General features: G+C 71.6%; 18 protein-coding genes. 7 read left to right on the forward strand and 11 right to left on the reverse strand.

All coding sequences use genetic code 11. The features are described from left to right. Positions 1-48: 48 nt before the first annotated feature. Positions 49-942, reverse strand: a complete 894-nt coding sequence (locus HD595_RS09215) for a hypothetical protein (RefSeq protein WP_253767543.1) — start codon at positions 940-942, stop codon at positions 49-51. Between the two features lie 84 nt (positions 943-1,026). Between HD595_RS09215 and HD595_RS09220 the strand changes: the two genes are divergently transcribed. Both HD595_RS09220 and HD595_RS09225 read left to right on the forward strand, forming a co-directional pair. Further along, on the forward strand, positions 1,027-1,533 hold the full coding sequence (locus HD595_RS09220) for a DinB family protein (protein ID WP_253767545.1): 507 nt from the start codon (positions 1,027-1,029) through the stop codon (positions 1,531-1,533). A 76-nt stretch (positions 1,534-1,609) separates the two neighbouring features. Further along, entirely contained in the window at positions 1,610-2,263 is a 654-nt protein-coding gene (locus HD595_RS09225; protein WP_253767547.1) for an alpha/beta fold hydrolase, read from the forward strand. 78 nt (positions 2,264-2,341) lie between these two features. Here HD595_RS09225 and HD595_RS09230 read toward each other — a convergent pair whose 3' ends face one another. After that, the gene (locus HD595_RS09230; protein ID WP_253767550.1) at positions 2,342-2,863 is read right to left on the reverse strand and encodes a cysteine dioxygenase family protein; all 522 of its coding nucleotides are present in this window, start codon (positions 2,861-2,863) and stop codon (positions 2,342-2,344) included. 116 nt (positions 2,864-2,979) lie between these two features. Between HD595_RS09230 and HD595_RS09235 the strand changes: the two genes are divergently transcribed. Further along, positions 2,980-3,840 carry a LysR family transcriptional regulator gene (locus tag HD595_RS09235; RefSeq protein ID WP_253767552.1) on the forward strand — a complete coding sequence of 287 codons (861 nt, stop codon included), beginning with the start codon at positions 2,980-2,982 and terminating at the stop codon, positions 3,838-3,840. Between the two features lie 2 nt (positions 3,841-3,842). Here the strand turns inward: HD595_RS09235 and HD595_RS09240 are convergent, their stop codons facing one another. Then, positions 3,843-4,115 carry a hypothetical protein gene (locus tag HD595_RS09240; protein ID WP_253767553.1) on the reverse strand — a complete coding sequence of 91 codons (273 nt, stop codon included), beginning with the start codon at positions 4,113-4,115 and terminating at the stop codon, positions 3,843-3,845. A 62-nt stretch (positions 4,116-4,177) separates the two neighbouring features. On the opposite strand from HD595_RS09240, the gene HD595_RS09245 reads away from it, so the two are divergent. Beyond that, a complete protein-coding gene (locus HD595_RS09245; protein ID WP_253767555.1) occupies positions 4,178-4,813 on the forward strand; it encodes a LysE family translocator in 636 nt (211 codons plus the stop codon). 29 nt (positions 4,814-4,842) lie between these two features. Here HD595_RS09245 and HD595_RS09250 read toward each other — a convergent pair whose 3' ends face one another. Genes HD595_RS09250 through HD595_RS09260 form a run of 3 tightly spaced genes read right to left on the reverse strand, consistent with a single transcriptional unit; the run spans position 4,843 to position 8,649 of the window. Further along, positions 4,843-6,456 (reverse strand): acyl-CoA synthetase, encoded by a 1,614-nt coding sequence (locus HD595_RS09250; protein WP_253767557.1) that lies wholly within the window; start codon positions 6,454-6,456, stop codon positions 4,843-4,845. Further along, positions 6,456-7,604, reverse strand: coding sequence for a thiolase domain-containing protein (locus HD595_RS09255; RefSeq protein WP_253767559.1), 1,149 nt, complete (start codon positions 7,602-7,604; stop codon positions 6,456-6,458). The genes HD595_RS09250 and HD595_RS09255 overlap by 1 nt, the downstream gene beginning before the upstream one ends. A gap of 1 nt (position 7,605) precedes the next feature. Beyond that, positions 7,606-8,649, reverse strand: a complete 1,044-nt coding sequence (locus HD595_RS09260) for a lipid-transfer protein (RefSeq protein WP_253767561.1) — start codon at positions 8,647-8,649, stop codon at positions 7,606-7,608. Positions 8,650-8,766: 117 nt separating this feature from the next. Here HD595_RS09260 and HD595_RS09265 point away from each other — a divergent pair, with 117 nt between their 5' ends. Then, the gene (locus tag HD595_RS09265; protein WP_253767563.1) at positions 8,767-9,873 is read left to right on the forward strand and encodes an RNA-guided endonuclease InsQ/TnpB family protein; all 1,107 of its coding nucleotides are present in this window, start codon (positions 8,767-8,769) and stop codon (positions 9,871-9,873) included. A 101-nt stretch (positions 9,874-9,974) separates the two neighbouring features. Here HD595_RS09265 and HD595_RS09270 read toward each other — a convergent pair whose 3' ends face one another. Together HD595_RS09270 and HD595_RS09275 are read right to left on the reverse strand one after the other, a co-directional pair. Beyond that, positions 9,975-10,877 carry a Zn-ribbon domain-containing OB-fold protein gene (locus HD595_RS09270; RefSeq protein ID WP_253767565.1) on the reverse strand — a complete coding sequence of 301 codons (903 nt, stop codon included), beginning with the start codon at positions 10,875-10,877 and terminating at the stop codon, positions 9,975-9,977. Between the two features lie 29 nt (positions 10,878-10,906). Next, complete coding sequence (locus HD595_RS09275; protein ID WP_253767567.1) at positions 10,907-12,460, reverse strand: acyl-CoA synthetase; 1,554 nt, start codon at positions 12,458-12,460, stop codon at positions 10,907-10,909. Positions 12,461-12,687: 227 nt separating this feature from the next. Between HD595_RS09275 and HD595_RS09280 the strand changes: the two genes are divergently transcribed. Beyond that, on the forward strand, positions 12,688-13,497 hold the full coding sequence (locus HD595_RS09280; RefSeq protein WP_253767569.1) for a crotonase/enoyl-CoA hydratase family protein: 810 nt from the start codon (positions 12,688-12,690) through the stop codon (positions 13,495-13,497). A gap of 10 nt (positions 13,498-13,507) precedes the next feature. Here the strand turns inward: HD595_RS09280 and HD595_RS09285 are convergent, their stop codons facing one another. Beyond that, entirely contained in the window at positions 13,508-14,122 is a 615-nt protein-coding gene (locus HD595_RS09285) for a TetR/AcrR family transcriptional regulator (RefSeq protein ID WP_253767571.1), read from the reverse strand. A 57-nt stretch (positions 14,123-14,179) separates the two neighbouring features. Between HD595_RS09285 and HD595_RS09290 the strand changes: the two genes are divergently transcribed. Continuing rightward, the gene (locus HD595_RS09290) at positions 14,180-14,857 is read left to right on the forward strand and encodes a DUF4386 family protein (protein ID WP_253767572.1); all 678 of its coding nucleotides are present in this window, start codon (positions 14,180-14,182) and stop codon (positions 14,855-14,857) included. A gap of 5 nt (positions 14,858-14,862) precedes the next feature. Here HD595_RS09290 and HD595_RS09295 read toward each other — a convergent pair whose 3' ends face one another. Next, a complete protein-coding gene (locus HD595_RS09295; protein ID WP_253767574.1) occupies positions 14,863-15,969 on the reverse strand; it encodes an NAD(P)H-dependent flavin oxidoreductase in 1,107 nt (368 codons plus the stop codon). Between the two features lie 196 nt (positions 15,970-16,165). Beyond that, positions 16,166-17,086, reverse strand: a complete 921-nt coding sequence (gene pgfA, locus HD595_RS09300; RefSeq protein WP_253767576.1) for a cell envelope lipid trafficking protein PgfA — start codon at positions 17,084-17,086, stop codon at positions 16,166-16,168. Between the last annotated feature and the right edge of the window lie 28 nt (positions 17,087-17,114).

The following is a 17,114-nucleotide window of genomic DNA, read 5'->3' on the forward strand; positions in this document are numbered from 1 at the left end:
TAAAGGAACGATTAGTCAAGAACGTTCGTTCCTAAACTCCGCGACCATTCAGTCGATCATGGATCCGCAGCGATAACCCTCCACCCGCTCGGGGTCGAGCTGGAGGTGGGCGAGGTTGGTGGTCTCGATGGGACGGCGGAAGGTCTCCTGCTTGTCGCAGTCGTACAGGACGTACGTGCCGTCGCTCTCGCCGAGGAGCATCATCCAGCGGCCGCCGTAGAGCGGCTTGTCGGTCTCGGCGTTCTTCAGGACGGCCCACTGGTCCTGGAAGCCGACATAGCCGAGCAGGTCGTTGGCCTGGCCGGTGTCGCGCACCTCGATGGCGGCCTCGATCATGCTCAGGATCAGCACGAAGCCGAGCCCGAGGCCGGTGAGGGCGCACACGAGGACCTTCATGCCGGCGCGGCCGACCGGCCTGCGGCGCATGAGCCGGAACGGCACCACGAACGCCAGGACGCCCAGCCCGACGGCGACGACGACCATGAACCCCACCGTCAGGTCGGTGACCAGGTTGAACAGGCCCCAGTACGTCGCGCCGCACCACAGCGCGGCGAGGACCGCCACGGTCCACGGACGGGCGCGCACCGCGGCGAGCAGCCGCCCGGCCGCGCCACGGGTGACCTTGTCGAGGAGCCAGCCGAGTCCGACGGCGGCGCCCACGGCCGGGACGAGCGCCAGCACGAGCAGGATGAGCGTGCCCATGAGGCGCCCCAACAGGACGGACTGGTCGATGCCGGCCTGCTGGGGGTTGATGCCGAACACCCAGTAGATCTGCTCGATGCCGAGGTACAGCACCGCGTACAGGCCGACGCCCACGGGCACGACGACGGAGCCGATGCGTTCAAGGATGGCGAGCACTCCGCCACCGCCGTCGCCCTGCTCGGAAACGCCTGGAGAAGGGGGCCGCTCGACCGGCTGGGGACGCAGTGCGGGGGTGCTCATCTGGGGGGTCGCTCCTTGGTGCTGAGGGCAACGATGGTGACACACGGCCCCGCCGAGGCCGTGACGGCGGGTACGGTGCGACGCATGAGCGACGACCGTATAGATCCCCCGCTGGCCGCCGACGAGCGCGAGACCCTGGCTACCTTTCTCGACTGGCAGCGTGACACCCTGGCGCTGAAGTGCGCCGGGCTGACCGGTGAGCAGTTGCGGCTGCGCGCCGTGGAGCCGTCCGGCATGTCGCTGCTCGGCCTGGTGCGGCATCTGGCGCACGTGGAGCGGGCGTGGTTCCGGCACATACTGTGCGACGAGGACGTGTCGTACCTGTGGGGCAAGGCGACGAACCCCGACGCCGACTTCGACGACGTGGACGAGGCGTCCCCCGAGGAGGCGTTCGCGGCGTGGCGGGCCGAGGTGGAGCACGCGCGCGAGGTGTCGGCGGGCCTGCCCCTCGACGCCCTGGGCAAGCGGCTGCGCCGCGGCGAGGCGTACTCCCACCGCTGGATCCTCGTGCACATGATCGAGGAGTACGCCCGGCACAACGGCCACGCCGACCTGCTGCGCGAGCGCATCGACGGCGCCACCGGGGAGTGACCGCCGGCGGCGCGATGAGTTTCCCCGTCCTCGCCGGTCCATATGGCTGGGTACGTCCATGAGGGGGAGGAGAGACATGGCGACGTTCGCGCTGATCCACGGTGGGGGCGGGAGCGCCCGTGACTGGCGGCTGGTCGTGCCGGAGCTGCGCCGCAGGGGACACGACGCGGTGGCGGTGGACCTCCCGGTCGAGGACGAGTCCGCCGGGCTGGGCGACTACGCCGACACGGTCGTGAAGGCGGTCGGCGACCGGCCCGGCCTGGTCGTCGTCGGCCACTCCTGGGGCGGTTTCGTGGCGCCCCTGGTCTGCGACCGTGTACGGGCCGAGCTGCTGGTGCTGGTGACGGCCATGATCCCGGCCCCGGGCGAGCGGCCGGCCGACTGGTGGGACAACACCGGCTGGCGCCCGTCAAGCGACGGCGACGCGGACGAGGTGGAGCTCTTCCTGCACGACGTGCCGCCCGACCTCGCGGCCGACCTGATGGCCCACACCCGCCGTCACTCGGGCACGGCCGACGGCGAGCCGTGGCCGCTGCGGAAGTGGCCCGACGTCCCGACGCGGTTCCTGCTCTGCCGCGACGACCGGTTCTTCACGCCCGCGTTCATGCGGGAGGTCGTCCGCCGGCGGCTCGGTGTCACGCCGGACGAGATCCCCGGCGGTCACTGCCCCATGCTGGCCCGTCCGGCCGAGCTGGCGGAGCGGCTCGTCGGCTACCTCGGCCGTGGCTGACCGCCGCCTCGGCCGTGGCTGACCGCTATCTCGGCTGTGGCTGACCGCCGCCTCGGCCGCGGCCGACCGCCGGGGCCGTCAGCGGACCGGCAGGTCGTAGGTGCGGCGGATGCTGTTGCCGAGCTTGCCGATGTCGGCCCCGTACACGTGCAGCGACACCCCCACCTCGCCGCTGGTGTTGCGGACGCGGTGGATGTCGCCGGGCGGCGCGAAGCCGCTGACGTCGCCGGGGCGGTTGGCGGCGCGGCCGATCTCGACGAGGTGGTCGCCCATGTCGCGGTAGAGCGTCTCGTGCTCGATGCCGCTGATGACGCCGAACGCGCACCAGGACACGTGGTCGTGGATGACGGTCTCGGCGGCCGGCTGCCAGACCACGGCGGTGACGGAGAAGTCCGCCTGGGCGTGCAGCACGTGGGAGGCGTAGCCGCCGGGCACGCCGGCGCGCTCCTCAGGCGTGAGGATGCCGACGCCGGGCAGGTTGCCGCGCAGCAGCGTCGCGACCTCACGGGCGGTGGCGCGCGGGCTGAGCCCCAGCGCGACGATGCGTCCGATGCCGGTGACCAGGCCGCTCAGGCCCGGCCGTGCGGTGGTGGTCGTCATTTCCATGGTATCCCCCTAGGGATTGCAGATAACCTGCCTTCCCCTTCCACGGTGCTACACCCACACCGATAGGTCCAACAGAAGTCTTCTGCGTGACCCATAGATATGATTGATGGATGCTGGACGTCGTACGGCTACGCGTCCTCGACGCCGTGGCCCGCAAGGGATCCGTGACGGCCGCCGCCCGGGAGCTGCACTACTCCCAGCCCTCGGTCAGCCACCACCTCGCCCGCCTGGAGGCGGAGACGGGGGCCCGGCTCGTGCAGCGCGTGGGCCGGGGCATCCGGCTCACCGAGACGGGCCGGCTGCTCGCCGCCCGGGCGGCCGAGATCCTCGCCCGGATCGACGCCACGGCCGACGAGCTGGCCGCGCACGTCGGCCTGCGCTCCGGCCGGGTGCGGCTGGCGGCGTTCCCGTCGGCGCTGGGCACGTTCGTCCCGGCGGCCGTGACCCGGCTGGCTCGCGACCACCCCGGCCTCGAACTGCGGCTGACGGAGACCGAGCCGCCCGAGGCGCTCCGGCTGCTGCGCGCCGGCCGCGCCGACGTGGCGGTCGTCTTCCGCTACGACGACACCGCTCCCGAGGACGACGGCATCACCATGGTCCACCTCCTCGACGACCCGAGCATGCTGGTCGCCATCGGCGAGCCCGGCGACCTGACCGCGTACGCGGACGCCGACTGGATCGCCGGCTGCGACCGGTGCCGCAGCCACCTGCTCGACCTGTGCGCCAAGGCCGGCTTCGAGCCGCGCCTGTCGTTCACCAGCGACGACATCGTGGCCGTCCAGGCGCTCGTGGCGGCGGGGATGGGCGTGACCGTGCTGCCCGGCCTCGCGCTGCGCGCGCACCGCCACCCGGACGTCACGGTGGCCGAGATCCCCGGCTCCACCAGGCACGTCTACGCAGCCGTGTACGGCGAGCCACCCCACCCGCCCGGCACCGAGGCCCTGCTGAAGGCCCTCCGGTCGAGCCTCTGACCTCAGAACTCGAAACAGCGGGCGAAGGAGGCGAGGAACGCCAGGGCGGCACCGAGGAAGCCCACCGTGGCAACGGCGAGAGCGATCAGAATCGAGAACCCGACACCGGGCCTGTAGCGGAGGATGAGCGCTCCTCCGATGAGAACCACACCCGCGACGTACGCGACGAGCTCGAACGGGTATGTGCTGTTACATCGGCCGACTTCGAGCCACACCCCCAGGGCGGCCAGAGCAAGACCGAGCAGCCCCAGGAGCAGCGGCGTCCTTCGTCCCACGGGCACCCCCTTTCCCCACGGTTCGACGGAAAAGGCGTTGACCTGGTTCCTACGATGGCCTTATGCCCGATATCGCGACCCTCGCCGTGTTCTGCGCCGCGACCCTGGCCCTGCTCGTGGTGCCGGGTCCGGCGGTCCTGTTCATCGTCACGCGCAGCGTGGCGCAGGGCCGCTCGGCCGGGCTGGTCTCGGTCCTCGGCGTGCACGCCGGCTCGCTGGTGCACGTGGCCGCCGCCGCGCTCGGCGTGAGCGCGCTGCTGGCCGCCTCCGCCACGGCGTTCACCGTGGTCAAGTACGCGGGCGTCGCCTACCTGGTCTGGCTCGGCCTGCGCAAGCTGCTGCACCGCAAGGCCGGCGAGGAGGGCGGGGCGGCTCCCGCGATCGCGCGGCACAGCCGGCGGCGCATGTTCTGGGAGGGGTTCGTGGTCAACGTGCTCAACCCCAAGACCGCGATCTTCTTCCTGGCGTTCCTGCCGCAGTTCACCGACCGCCACGCGGGGCCGATCGGGCCGCAGATCCTCCTGCTGGGCGCGCTGTGGATCGCGCTGGGCCTGCTCAGCGACGGCGCGTACGCGCTGACGTCGTCCGCGCTGGCCGGCCGGATCGGGCGCTCGGCGCGGGCCCGGCGCCGCCTCGACGTCGGCACCGGCGTCGTCTACCTCGGCCTGGCCGCCGTCCTCACGGGCGAGAAGGCGTAGCTCACGAGGCGTGGCTCACGAGGCGTGGCTCACGAGGCGTGGGCCTGCCCCGCGGGGGCCTGCCCCGCGGAGGCCGCCTCGGCGGTCTCCCGCGCCCACCGGTAGTCGGCCTTGCCCGCCGGCGAGCGCACCATCTCCGCGACGAACGCGTACGTCCGCGGCACCTTGAACCCCGACAGCCGCTCCCGGCAGTGCGCGTCCAGCTCGGCGGCCGTCACCGTGACGCCGGTCCGCGGCTCGACCACGGCCGCCACCCTGCTCCCCCACCGCTCGTCGGGCACCCCGGTGACCACCGCGTCGAAGACCGCCGGATGCCCCTTGAGCACCGCCTCGACCTCCTCGGGGAACACCTTCTCCCCGCCGGTGTTGACGCACTGCGAGCCCCGGCCGAACACGCTGACTGTGCCGTCCGGCTCCACCGTGGCGAGGTCGCCCGTCAGCAGCCACCGCGTCCCCTCGGCGTCCGTGACGAACGTGCGGGCCGTCTTGTCCGGGTCGTTGTAGTAGCCGAAGGCGATCCGCCCGGCCTTGGCCACGGTGCCGAGCTGCCCGGAGCCGGGCTCGACCGGCCGCAGCCGCTCGTCGAGCACCGCGATGCCGTCGTTCGGCCGGTAGCGCAGGCCCTTCTCCGGGGTCGAACCGGGCACGCCCGAGGCCGTGAAGCCCGACTCGGTCGAGCCGAAGTTGTCGAGGATCATCACGTGGGGCAGCAGCTCCTGGAGCCGGTCGCGGACCGAGCCGCTGAGGATGGCCCCGGTGGAGCTGAGCACGCCGAGCGACGACAGGTCGCGGCCGCCGCGGGCCAGCTCCTCGGCCAGGGGCCGGGCCATCGCGTCGCCGGTGATGTTCATCGTGAACACCTTCTCCCGCTCGACCGCCCGCCACACGTCCGCGGCGTCGAACCTGCGCACGTACACCAGCGTCGCCGCCATCCAGAAGCCGATGAACGTGGCCATCTGCGCGGCCCCGTGCATGAGCGGCGGCGTGGCCATCATGACCAGCGGTCCGGCCGCGGCCGCCGCCCGCACCACCTCCTCGGGCGTGGCGCGCGGCTCGCCGTACGGGTTGCCGCCGCCGAAGGCCATGAACATGTCCTCGACCCGCCACATGGCGCCCTTGGGCATGCCGGTCGTGCCGCCGGTGTAGATGATGTAGACGTCCTGTCCGGAGCGCGGCGCGAAGCCGCGCTCGGCCTTGCCGCTCTCCAGCGCCATCCAGTACGGCACCGCGTCCGCCACGGCCGGGGGGCCGCCCACGGCGACGAGGTGGCGCAGCGTCGGCACGTCCTTGGCCACGGCCGCGACCCGGGGCTCGAACTCGACGTCGTAGATCAGGGCCCGCAGGTCGGAGTCGCGGTAGAGGTAGAGCAGCTCGGACTCGACGTAACGGTAGTTGACGTTGATCGGCACGGCCCGGATCTTCAGCGCGGCCAGCAGCCCGGCGACGTACTCCACGCCGTTGTACAGGTGCAGCCCCACGTGCTGGCCGGGCTCGACGCCGCGCTCCAGCAGGAAGTGCGCCAGCCGGTTGGCCTCGGCGTCCAGCTCGGCGTAGGTGCGCCGCTCCTCGCCGCAGACGACGGCCACCCGGTCCCCGGCGACGTCGGCGACGCCCTCGAACAGGTCGGCGTGGTTGAACTCCATCAGGGCCGCTCCCGTCCGACGATCCACATCGCGAAGAACTGGGCGCCGCCGCCGTAGGCGTGCCCGAGCGCCAGCCGCGCGCCGTCGACCTGGTGCTCGCCGGCCATGCCGCGCACCTGGAGCGCCGCCTCGGCGAACCTGATCAGCCCGGAGGCGCCGATCGGGTTGCTGGACAGCACGCCGCCGGAGGCGTTCCACGGGATGTCGCCGTCGAGCGCGGTGGCGCCGGACTCGGTGAGCTTCCAGCCCTCGCCCTCGGCGGCGAAGCCGAGGTTCTCCAGCCACATCGGCTCGTACCAGGAGAACGGCACGTACACCTCGGCCACGTCGATCTGCCGGCGCGGGTCGGTGACGCCGGCCTGCCGGTAGACGTCGGCGGCGCAGTCCTTGCCGCCCTGCGGGTTCACGGTGTCGCGGCCGGCCCGGAAGATCGGCTCGGAGCGCATGGCGGTGCCGTGGACCCAGGCGGGCGTGCCGGTCACGGCCGACTCGGAGGCCAGCACCATCGCGCACGCGCCGTCGCTGGACGGGCAGGTCTCCAGGTAGCGGATCGGCTCCCACAACATGGGCGTCGACTCGACCATGGCCCGGTCGATGCCCGGGATCTTGAGGTGGGCGTAGGGGTTCTTCAGCGCGTTGAGCCGGTCCTTGACCGCCACCAGCGTGCCGATGTGGTCGGGGGCGCCGGTCCTGCGCATGTACTCCCTGATGTGCGGGGCGAAGTAGCCGCCCGCACCGACCACCAGCGAGGCGTTGAACGGCAGATGCGTGGACAGGGCCCAGGTGGCGTTCGACTCCGACTGCTTCTCGAAGGCCACGACCAGCACCCGGTCGTGGACGCCGCCCTGCACGAGGCTCGCGCCGACCAGCGCGGTGGAGCCGCCGACGCTGCCCGCGGTGTGGACGCGCATCATCGGCTTGCCGGCCGCGCCGAGCGCGTCGGCGAGGTACGCCTCGGGCATCATGACGCCCTCGAACAGGTCGGGCGCCTTGCCGACGACGACGGCGTCGATGTCCTTGAACGTCAGGCCGGCGTCCTCCAGCGCCCGGAGCGCGGCCTCGCGCACCAGCCCGGCGATCGACACGTCGCGGCGCTTGGTCGTGTAGCGGGTCTGCCCCACACCGATCACGGCACAGCGGTTTCCCATCTCAAGCCTCCAGGACCGTGACGAGGTTGTGCTGCAGGCAGGGGCCGCCCGCGGCGTGGCCGACGGTGCGCGAGGCGGTGCCGTCGTGGATGCGCCGGGCCGCCTCGCCGATGCGGATGAGCCCGGCGGCCATGACGGGGTTGGCCGCCAGCGGGCCGCCGGACGGGTTGACCACCGTGTCGGCGGGCAGCTCCAGCGCCCGGCGCAGGACGATCTCCTCGTGGGCGAACTGGGTGTGCAGCTCGGCCACCTCGACCGGACCCTTGCCGACCCCCGCGGCCCGTGCGGCGTCGGCCGCGGAGACCGACCGGGCGAGATCCCGCATCCCCAGGTAGTGCGGCTCGACGCGATGGGCGATGCCGGTGATGTGCGCCGGACGCGCGCACAGCTCAGCGACCGCGTCGCCGGCCGCGAGCACCACCGCCGCCGCGCCGTCGGTGATCGGCGCGACGTCCGATGCGCGCAACGGCGCGAGGTCCGATGCGCGCAACGGCGCGACCACGCCGTCGTCCGTGAGCTCGTCCGGCAGGTCCAGCGCGTACGGGTTGTCCCGCCCGGCGGCCCGGCTGCGCCGCACGATCGCGTCCAGCTCGGCCCGGTCCGCGCGCACGGCGGCGGCCTGGAGCGCGGCGAAGGACACCTGGTCGAGGCCGAGGGGCGCCAGGTAGTACGGGTCGAGCTGGAGCGTCATGATCGAGCGCAGGTCGCCGAGCGACGACTTGCCGAAGCCGTAGACCAGGGCGGTGTCGACGTCGCCGTGCTGGAGCCGCACCCACGCCTCGTACAGCGCCCAGGCGCCGTCCATCTCGACGTGGCTCTCGGAGATCGGCGGCCAGGCGCCGAGCGCGTCGAGCGCGGAGACGAACGAGAACGGCGCGCCCGCGAGGTAGTCGCAGCTCCCCGAGCAGGTGAAGCCGAACCTGCGCAGGCCCGTCCGCTCCTTGACCTCCTCGATGACCGGCAGGATAAGTTCGGGCTCCGACACGCCGGTGTCGTGGCCGGTGTGCCGGGTCTGGGCGAAGGCGACGATGGCCACGTCTCTCATCGAAACTCCCTCAGTGTGGGGACGCCCGCCTTCAGGTACGCAAGACAAGACGGAACAACGCCACAGGATCGAAGTTCTGAACGACATCTGACTGGTCGGGGCGATAAAGTGTGCGGGGTGACGCAGATCGTGAAGCGGTCCTACAAGTACCGCTTTCACCCGAATTCCCGGCAGGTCGAAGAGCTTGCCCGGACGTTCGGCTGTGTCCGCCTCGTCTACAACATGGCCCTGGAAGAACGTACTCGCGCCTACACACTGAATGGCCGCCGCATTTCTTACGCCGAGTCCTCGGCCGCGCTGACGGCGTGGAAACGCAGTGGTGACTACGAATTCCTGTCGGAGGTGTCCAGCGTCCCGTTGCAGCAGGCACTGCGCCACTTGCAGGCGGCATTCGCGAACTTCTTCGCCAAACGCGCCAAATACCCGACGTTTAAGTCGCGCAAGAAGTCGCGCCTGTCGGCCGAGTACACCCGCAGCGCTTTCCGCTGGCGCCACGGGCACTTGACGCTGGCGAAAATGGACGCGCCGCTGAACATCGTGTGGTCCCGTCCGCTGCCCAAAGGCGCCGAACCCTCCACGGTCACCGTGTCGATGGACGCGGCCGGACGCTGGTTCGTGTCGATCCTGGTCGAAGAGACGATCGAACCTTTCGCACCGGCCGAGCAGACGGTTGGCGTGGACGCGGGTATCACAACGCTGGTCACCCTCTCGACCGGCGATAAGATCGCCAACCCCAAATACGAGCGGACCGACCGGCGTAGGCTGGCCAAGGCTCAGCGGGCGCTCGCCCGTAAAACCAAGGGCTCGAGCAACCGCGCCAAGGCCCGATTGCGTGTGGCCCGCGTGTACGCCCGGATCACCGATCGACGCCGAGACTTCCTGCAGAAATTGTCCACACGGCTTGTTCGCGAGAACCAAGTGATTGCCGTGGAAGACCTGGCCGTCCGCAACATGGTGAAGAACGGAAAGCTTGCTCGCGCCATCTCTGACGCGGCCTGGCGGGAACTGCGGGCTATGCTGGAGTACAAGGCGCGGTGGTACGGCCGCGAGGTGATCACGGTGGACCGCTGGTTCCCTTCCTCCAAGCTGTGTTCGGCATGTGGAACCTTGCACGACAAAATGCCGCTGGACGTCCGAACCTGGCAGTGCGCCTGTGGCGCAATCCATGACCGGGACGTCAACGCGGCGAGGAATATCTTGGCCGCCGGGCTGGTGGACAAGTAAAACGCTTGTGGAGCTGATGCAAGACCTCAAGAGGAGTCCTCCTCGGCTGGCGGTCGGCGGTGAAGCAGGAATCCTTTCCCTTCACTTCAGGGAGGGAGCAGTCAAGACAGCTCCGCGTCTTCCTCGCCGGTGGGGGTGAACCACCGGACGTTCGCCATGGACAGCGTCCGCTCGCTCTCCGGGACCCACTCGGCGCGCACCCGCATGCCCTGGCGCACCTCGTGCGCGGGCACGCCGCCGACGAGCGCGATCATGGGGATGTCCGCGCCGTCGAGCAGGATGTACGCCGAGACGAACGGCACCTCGGGGGCCCGCGGGTCGGGCAGGTTGTTGATGGCGAACGTGGTGATCGTGCCGGTGTCGGGCAGCTCGACCTGCTCGGCGATGCGGCTGCCGCACCCGGGGCAGGAGGCCCGGAAGGGCACGTACACCTTGGCGCAGGCGGGGCACCGCCCGCCGAGGAAGACGCCGCGCCGGACACCTTCGAGGAAGGTCCGCAGCGCGCCGCCCGCCTGGATGCGGTACTCCGGCCGCACCGGCGAGACGATCATCGTCACCTCGGGCCGGAAGCACGCGATGTCGGTGATCCCGCCCTCGCGCCGCTCCCGCCACACCGGCCAGACGCGGGTGCCGGGCCGCAGCGCCTTGGGGTCGCCGGCGTCCACCGCGTGGACGAGCGCCGTGTCCGCGCCGTCCAGCCTGATCAGCGCCCAGGCGAACGGCCGGTCGAGCGGGTGCTCGGGGCGGGGCTCCTGGACCCACGCCGACGCGGTCACCGTGCCGGCCGGTCCGACCTCGACGTAGTCGTCCGTGACGGGGTCGCCGGTCGCCGGGTCGTACTCCAGGGGCGGCACCAGCACCCGGCCCTCGGCGGTCCTGACCCCGACGATCCGGCCCGCGCGCAGCTCCGTGAGGAAGCGCCCGATCACCGGCCCCGTGCTCCGGGTGTACCCGCCGGGGAACTCCAGCACATGCCGGGCGACCAGCGGCTCGCTCGTCTCCACACGCCCTCCCCTTCGTTGCCTGGTTGTCATCAGATGGCGCGCTCGCGCCCCTCCCAGTACGGCGCGCGCAGCTTGCGCTTGAGCAGCTTGCCGTTGGGCTCGCGGGGCATCTCCTCGATGAAGTCGATCGTCTTCGGCCACTTCATCCGGGCCAGCCGCCCCTCCAGCGACGCGAGCAGCTCGGCGGCCAGCTCCGGTCCCGGCTCGGCCCCGGGCGCGGGCTCGACGACGGCCTTGATCTGCTCGCCCCACTCGTCGTCGGGGATGCCGAAGACGGCCACGTCGGCCACCTTGGGGTGGGTCATCAGCTCGTTCTCGATCTCGGCCGGGTAGATGTTGGCCCCGCCGGAGATGATCATGTCGGACTTGCGGTCACACAGGTAGAGGTAGCCGTCCTCGTCCAGGTAGCCGACGTCGCCCACGGTGAAGTGGTCCTGGAGGCGGTTCTCCTCGGTCTTGGCCGGGTCGCCCTTGTACTCGAAGCGCGCGCCCATCATCTTCATGTAGATCGTGCCGGGGGTGCCGGTCGGTACGGGCTTGCCGTCGTCGTCGACGATGAGCAGCTCGCTGATGGGCCACGCCTTGCCGACCGTGCCGGGATGCGACTTCCAGCCCTCGGGCGTGGCCAGGGTGCCGCCGCCCTCGGTGGCCGCGTAGTACTCGTAGATGCAGTCGCCCCACCACTCGAACATGGCCCGCTTCACCGGCACCGGGCAGGGCGCGGCGGCGTGGATCATCCACTTCAGCGAGGACAGGTCGTACGTGCGCCTGGTCTCCTCGGGCAGCGCGAGCAGCCGCTTGAAGTGGGTCGGGACCATGTGGGAGTTGGTGATCCGGTGGCGCTCGCAGAGCCGCAGCGTCTCCTCGGCGTCCCACTTGTCCATGTAGACGAGCGTGTGGCCCATGTGCAGGGCCGTGCCGCCGAACTGGGTGACGGCGGTGTGGTAGTTGGGCGAGGTGACGAGGTGGGCGTTGGGCCGGCCGGCCGTGATGCCGAACAGGCCGAGCAGGAACGTCATCATCTCGGCGGCGTCGTCGGGGTCGAGGCCGCTCAGCGGGCGGCGGACGCCCTTCGGCTTGCCGGTGGTGCCGGAGGTGTAGTGCATGGTGAGCCCGGCCGTGCGGTCGGTCGGCAGGGTGTCGGGCTGCCCGCCGGTCAGGTCGGTGAGGGGACGGAAGCCGGGCAGCTCCGCGCCCTCGGGCAGGGCGAAGCGGCGCTCGGGGGCGATGGCCTCGGCGCCCCGGGTGCCCTCGGCGGCGTAGCGGGGGTGCACGAAGAACGCCTTGGCCTCGCTGTCGGAGACGATGTAGGCGATCTCGGGGCCGGTCAGGTGCCAGTTGACGGGCGTGTAGTACCACCCGGCCTGGAGGGCGGCCAGGTAGAGGACGAGCCCGTCGGCGCCGTTGGGCACCAGGCCGCAGACGCCGTCCCCGGGCCGCAGGCCCAGCTCGCGCAGGCCGTGGACGAGCCGGTTGGCACGGGCGAGCAGGTCGCCGGCGCGGTGCTGGGTGCCGTCGGGGTCCACGGCGGCGACCCAGCCGGGATCCGCCTGCGCCAGCCTCCAGAATCCGAGCGTGCCCATGGGTACTCCTCGTCAGTGGTCGAGGCGCCGGTGGACCGGGGATCGCCACAGGACTCCGGCCTGCCAGGCGGAAACGAGAACCTGTTCTCGTTTGCTTGGGCAGCGTAACCCGGCCCGCGAGAGCAGAGCAAGCGCTTGATCTCACAAGGGCGGCACCTTTCGCGCGCCGCGCGCAGGGGTAGGATCACTGCCTACCAAGCGCTTGATACAAACATCCGGAGGCGTCCGTGGAGCTCCTTCCGATCAGTACCCCCCACTGCCGCGTCGAACGCGACGGCCACGTCGTGGTCGTCACCATGAACCGCCCCGAGGCCCGCAACGCCCTGTCCTCCGACATGCTGGTCGGCCTCGCCTCGGCCTGGGCGTACGTGTCGGAGGAGGCGGGGGTCCGCGTCGCGGTCCTGACCGGCGCCGAGGGCACGTTCTGCGCGGGCGCCGACCTCAAGGCGATGGGCACGCCGTCCGCGGACCCGGAGGTGCAGGCGCGGGCCGCGCGCATCCCGAACTTCCACTGGAAGGGGCTGCTGCGCGAGGACATGCCGGTCAAGCCGGTGGTGTGCGCGGTCGAGGGGTACGCGGTGGCCGGCGGGACGGAGCTGCTGGTGGGCACGGACCTGCGGATCGTCGCCGAGTCGGCCACGCTGGGGCTGTTCGAGGCCAAGCGGGCGCTGTTCCCCATGGGCGGCAGCGCGGTGCGGCTGCCCCGCCAGATCCCGTACTGCCACGCCATGGACCTCCTGCTCACCGGCCGGTCGATCACGGCGGCGGAGGCGCTGGCGATGGGGCTGGTCAACCGGGTGGTGCCGGACGGGCAGGCCCTCGCCACGGCGCTGGAGGTGGCGGCCGACATCGCCGCCTCCGGGCCGCTGGCCGTCCAGGCCATCCTGCGCACGTACCGGGACACGCTCGGCATGCCGGAGGCCGAGGCGCTGAAGGTGTCGGACGACCTGGGCTGGCCGGTGATCGGCTCCGCCGACGCCCGCGAGGGCACCCGCGCCTTCAAGGAGAAGCGCCCGGCCCGCTACGAGGGCAGGTGACGCCGGGGCCTCAGAGCGCGGACAGGACGCGCTCCAGGCCCCAGCGGAACTGCTCCGTGGAGACGTAGGCGGCGATGGCGTCGGCCGCGGCGTGCGTGCGCGGGTACTCCTCCGGGTCCACCCGCAGCGCGGCCCGCCGCGCCGCGACGCGCTCGGACTCGGGCGGCACCGGCGTGGCCCCGTCCAGCTCGGCGGCCTCCAGCGCGATCGCGCCGAGCACGTAGACCATGACCGTGTACGACGCCCGCGGGTCGGGCAGCGCGGCCAGCAGGCTCTCGCCGACCCGCAGCGCCACCGGGCCGCCGAAGGCCGCCCCGAGGATGGCCGGCACCGCTGCCGGGTGGCGCATGAGCACGGCCCGCAGGTTGAGCGCGAACGCGACGATCCGCTCCCGCGGCTCCCCGGGCCCGTCCGCCAGCAGCCCCACGTCGGCCTCGCCGAGCAGCCGGTCGGCCAGGGCGGACACGATCGCCGCCCGGTCGGGGAAGTAGGTGTACAGGGCGCCCGGGCTGAGCCCGACCCGGGCGGCCAGCGCGCGCATGGTCAGCGCGCCGGCGTCGATCAGCTCCAGCGCCGCGTCGAGCACGGCCTCGGGATGCACCGAACGCTGCGGTCCTCTCTTCACAAGTCAACTCTAAACGGTGTTTAATGTTGAACATCGTTCAGAATTAGGAGACCCTCCATGAGATGGACCCTGGCCGCCGGCGTGCTGGCCGCGAATGTCGCCTTCGTCGGCCTCGGCCTGACGTTCGGCTATCCGGACGTGCTGAGCCGGCCTCCCGCCGAGATCCTCGCCGCGTTCGCCGCCCACCAGCCGGCGATCTCCGCCTGGTTCGTGCTGCTGGCGCTCGGCGCGGGCACGCTGGTCCCGGCCGCCGTCCTGCTCGGCAGGCGGCTCCCGGACGGCCCGGCGGCGGCGCTCTCGGTCCACGCGGGGGTGCTCGCCGGGGTCGTGCAGGTCCTCGGGCTGCTGCGCTGGCCGTTCGCCGTCCCGAGCCTGACGCGGGCGGCCGACCCGCGGGCCGCCGAGACGGTCTTCGCCGCGCTCCACGCCTACCTCGGGACCGGCGTCGGCGAGACCCTGGGGTACCTGCTCACCGCCGCGTGGACGGTCCTGGTGCTCGCCGCGCTGCCCCGTCCCCCGCGCTGGTTCGCCGCGCTCGGCGGGGCCTCCGCGCTCGCCGTGGCGGCGGGGGTGCTCGCCCCGCTCGGAGTGCCGGGCGCCGACCTGGCCAACTTCGCCGGGTACGTGGCGTGGAGCGTGTGGGCGCTGTGCCTGGCCGTCCTTGCGGACCGGCTCACCGGCCCGGCGCGGGCGCTCCGCCGCGACACCGGCGCGGTCGCGGCGGATGCCGGGTGAAGAGGTCAGTCGCCGGTGATGCGCTCCAGGCGCTCCAGGGCCTCGCTGTACTGCTCCATCAGGGAGTACATGACGTCACGGGTGGAGCGGACCTGGTTGGTGAGGCCGATGACCTGGCCCGCCGGGAAGGTCGCCAGCTCGGCGGCGCCCGAGCGGCCGATCCGGCGCAGCGCGTCCGACACCAGCATGAACTGCAGCGGCATCGGCAGCGTCCCCGGCGACTCCTGCGACTCCCAGGCGTCGGTCCACTCGTTGCGCAGCAGCCGGGCCGGCTTGCCCGTCCAGCTCCGCGAGCGGACCGTGTCGCGCGAGGTGGCCTCCAGGATGCGCCGCCTGGCCATCTCGGGCGTGTCGGCCTCCTCGACCGTCAGCCACAGCGAGCCGGTCCAGACGCCTTCGGCGCCCAGCGCCAGGCCGGCGGCCATCTGACGGCCGTCGCCGATGCCGCCGGCGGCCAGCACGGGCACGTCCACGGCGTCCACGACCTGCGGGATGAGCACCATGGTGGTGATCTCACCGGTGTGGCCGCCGGCCTCGGTGCCCTGCGCGACCACCACGTCCACCCCGACCTCGACCTGCTTGCGCGCGTGGCGCGGGGTGGAGGCGAGCGCCGCCACCTTGACGCCGTGGGAGTGCGCCAGCTCGACGACGTCGGCCGGGGGCGGGCCGAGGGCGTTGGCGAGCAGCGCGATCGGGTGCCGGAGCGCTACCTCGACCTGCGGCCGGGCGGTGGCGTCGGTCCAGCCGAGCAGGACCTTGCCGGCCTCGGCGTCGGCCGACAGCGGGGGCACGCCGTGCGAGGTCAGCAGGTTCTCGACGAACGCGCGGTGACCCTCCGGGATCATCGACTGGAGCCGCCCGACCAGCTCCTCCGCCGGGAAGTCCGCGCCCTCGTAGGAGGCCGGCATGACGACGTCCACCCCGTACGGCTTGCCGTCGACGTGGTCGTCGATCCACTTGAGCTCCATCTCGAGCTCTTCGGGGGTGAAGTAGAGGGCGCCGAGGACGCCCATCCCGCCGGCGCGGCTGACCGCGGCGACGACGTCCCGGCAGTGGCTGAACGCGAAGATGGGCAGCTCGATTCCGAACATGTCCGTGACACGTGTCCGCATGGCCCGACAATACGACCGCATTACGGCTAACTGCAACGCGTTCTACTCTAGAACCTTTGGTCGGTACCCGTCAGTAACATCGAATCGGAACGCGTTCTAGTAACGCGGCGTGACACGGGCCGGGAACGCCCTGACACAGGAACGCGAAAGGCCCGCACCCGAAGGCGCGGGCCTTTCGAGGATCGGGAGCAGAGGATCAGGCGGACGCCTGCGGGGAGCGGCGGCCGAGCAGGATGCCGGCGCCCACCAGGACGACGCCGACGATCAGCAGCACGAGCGGGACGATGTTCCGCAGCAGGTTGATCTTCGACTTGCCGTCCTCAGCCTGCGCGACCAGGTCGTTCACGGTGCGGTCGGTCATCTTGACGTCCGCGACGAAGGCGGGCGAGCGCTCGACGCCGTCCTGGGTCTTGAGCACCTCGTGACGCTGCTGGTCCTGCCGGACCGGGCTGCCGGTGGTGGGCTCGATGTAGTACGTCACCTTGCCGTCGTACCAGCGGTCCACCTGCACCATCGCGGTGCCGGTCATGCCGAGCACGTTGGCCGGGGCGCTGCGGGTCTCGGTCTTGGTGGGCGGCACGTCCTGCTCGAAGACGTAGACGGGCAGGCCGTTCACGGTGTCCTCGCGGACGAACCGCGCGTCGAACGCCTTGCCGGCCGTGCCGTTGAACACCCGGTAGGTCTTCTTCTCCGTGTCGAACGGGAACTTGTAGATCTGGCCCTCCAGCGTCACCGGAGTGTTGCCGATCTTGACGTCGCAGCAGTTCATGCCCACGCCGGTGTACTTGTCGAAGGCGCTGCGCCGGTCACTGATGACGATCTGCGGGCGGTGGTTGGTGACGTCGTTGACGATGGTGGCCTCGTCCCAGACGACCCGGCTGGAGTTGGCCTCCTTCACGTCGCCGCGCGTGGTGACGATGACGTCCAGGTCGGCCGTGAGCACCTTGAGGTCCTGGGTGGAGAAGTACTGGGCCCCCTTGGCCTCCAGCCGCGTGACCCCCCACTGGTCCGCCGGGGCGGAAATGATCTTCCCCGCGGCCCAGAACTTCAGGAGGGGCGCCAGGGCGATGAAGAAGGCACCGACCCCGATGAGGACGAGCGTGGAGATGCGACCCATCAAAGGCCTCCGCGATCCTAGAACCTGT

Source organism: Nonomuraea roseoviolacea subsp. carminata, assembly GCF_024172185.1.
Lineage (GTDB): Bacteria > Actinomycetota > Actinomycetes > Streptosporangiales > Streptosporangiaceae > Nonomuraea > Nonomuraea roseoviolacea.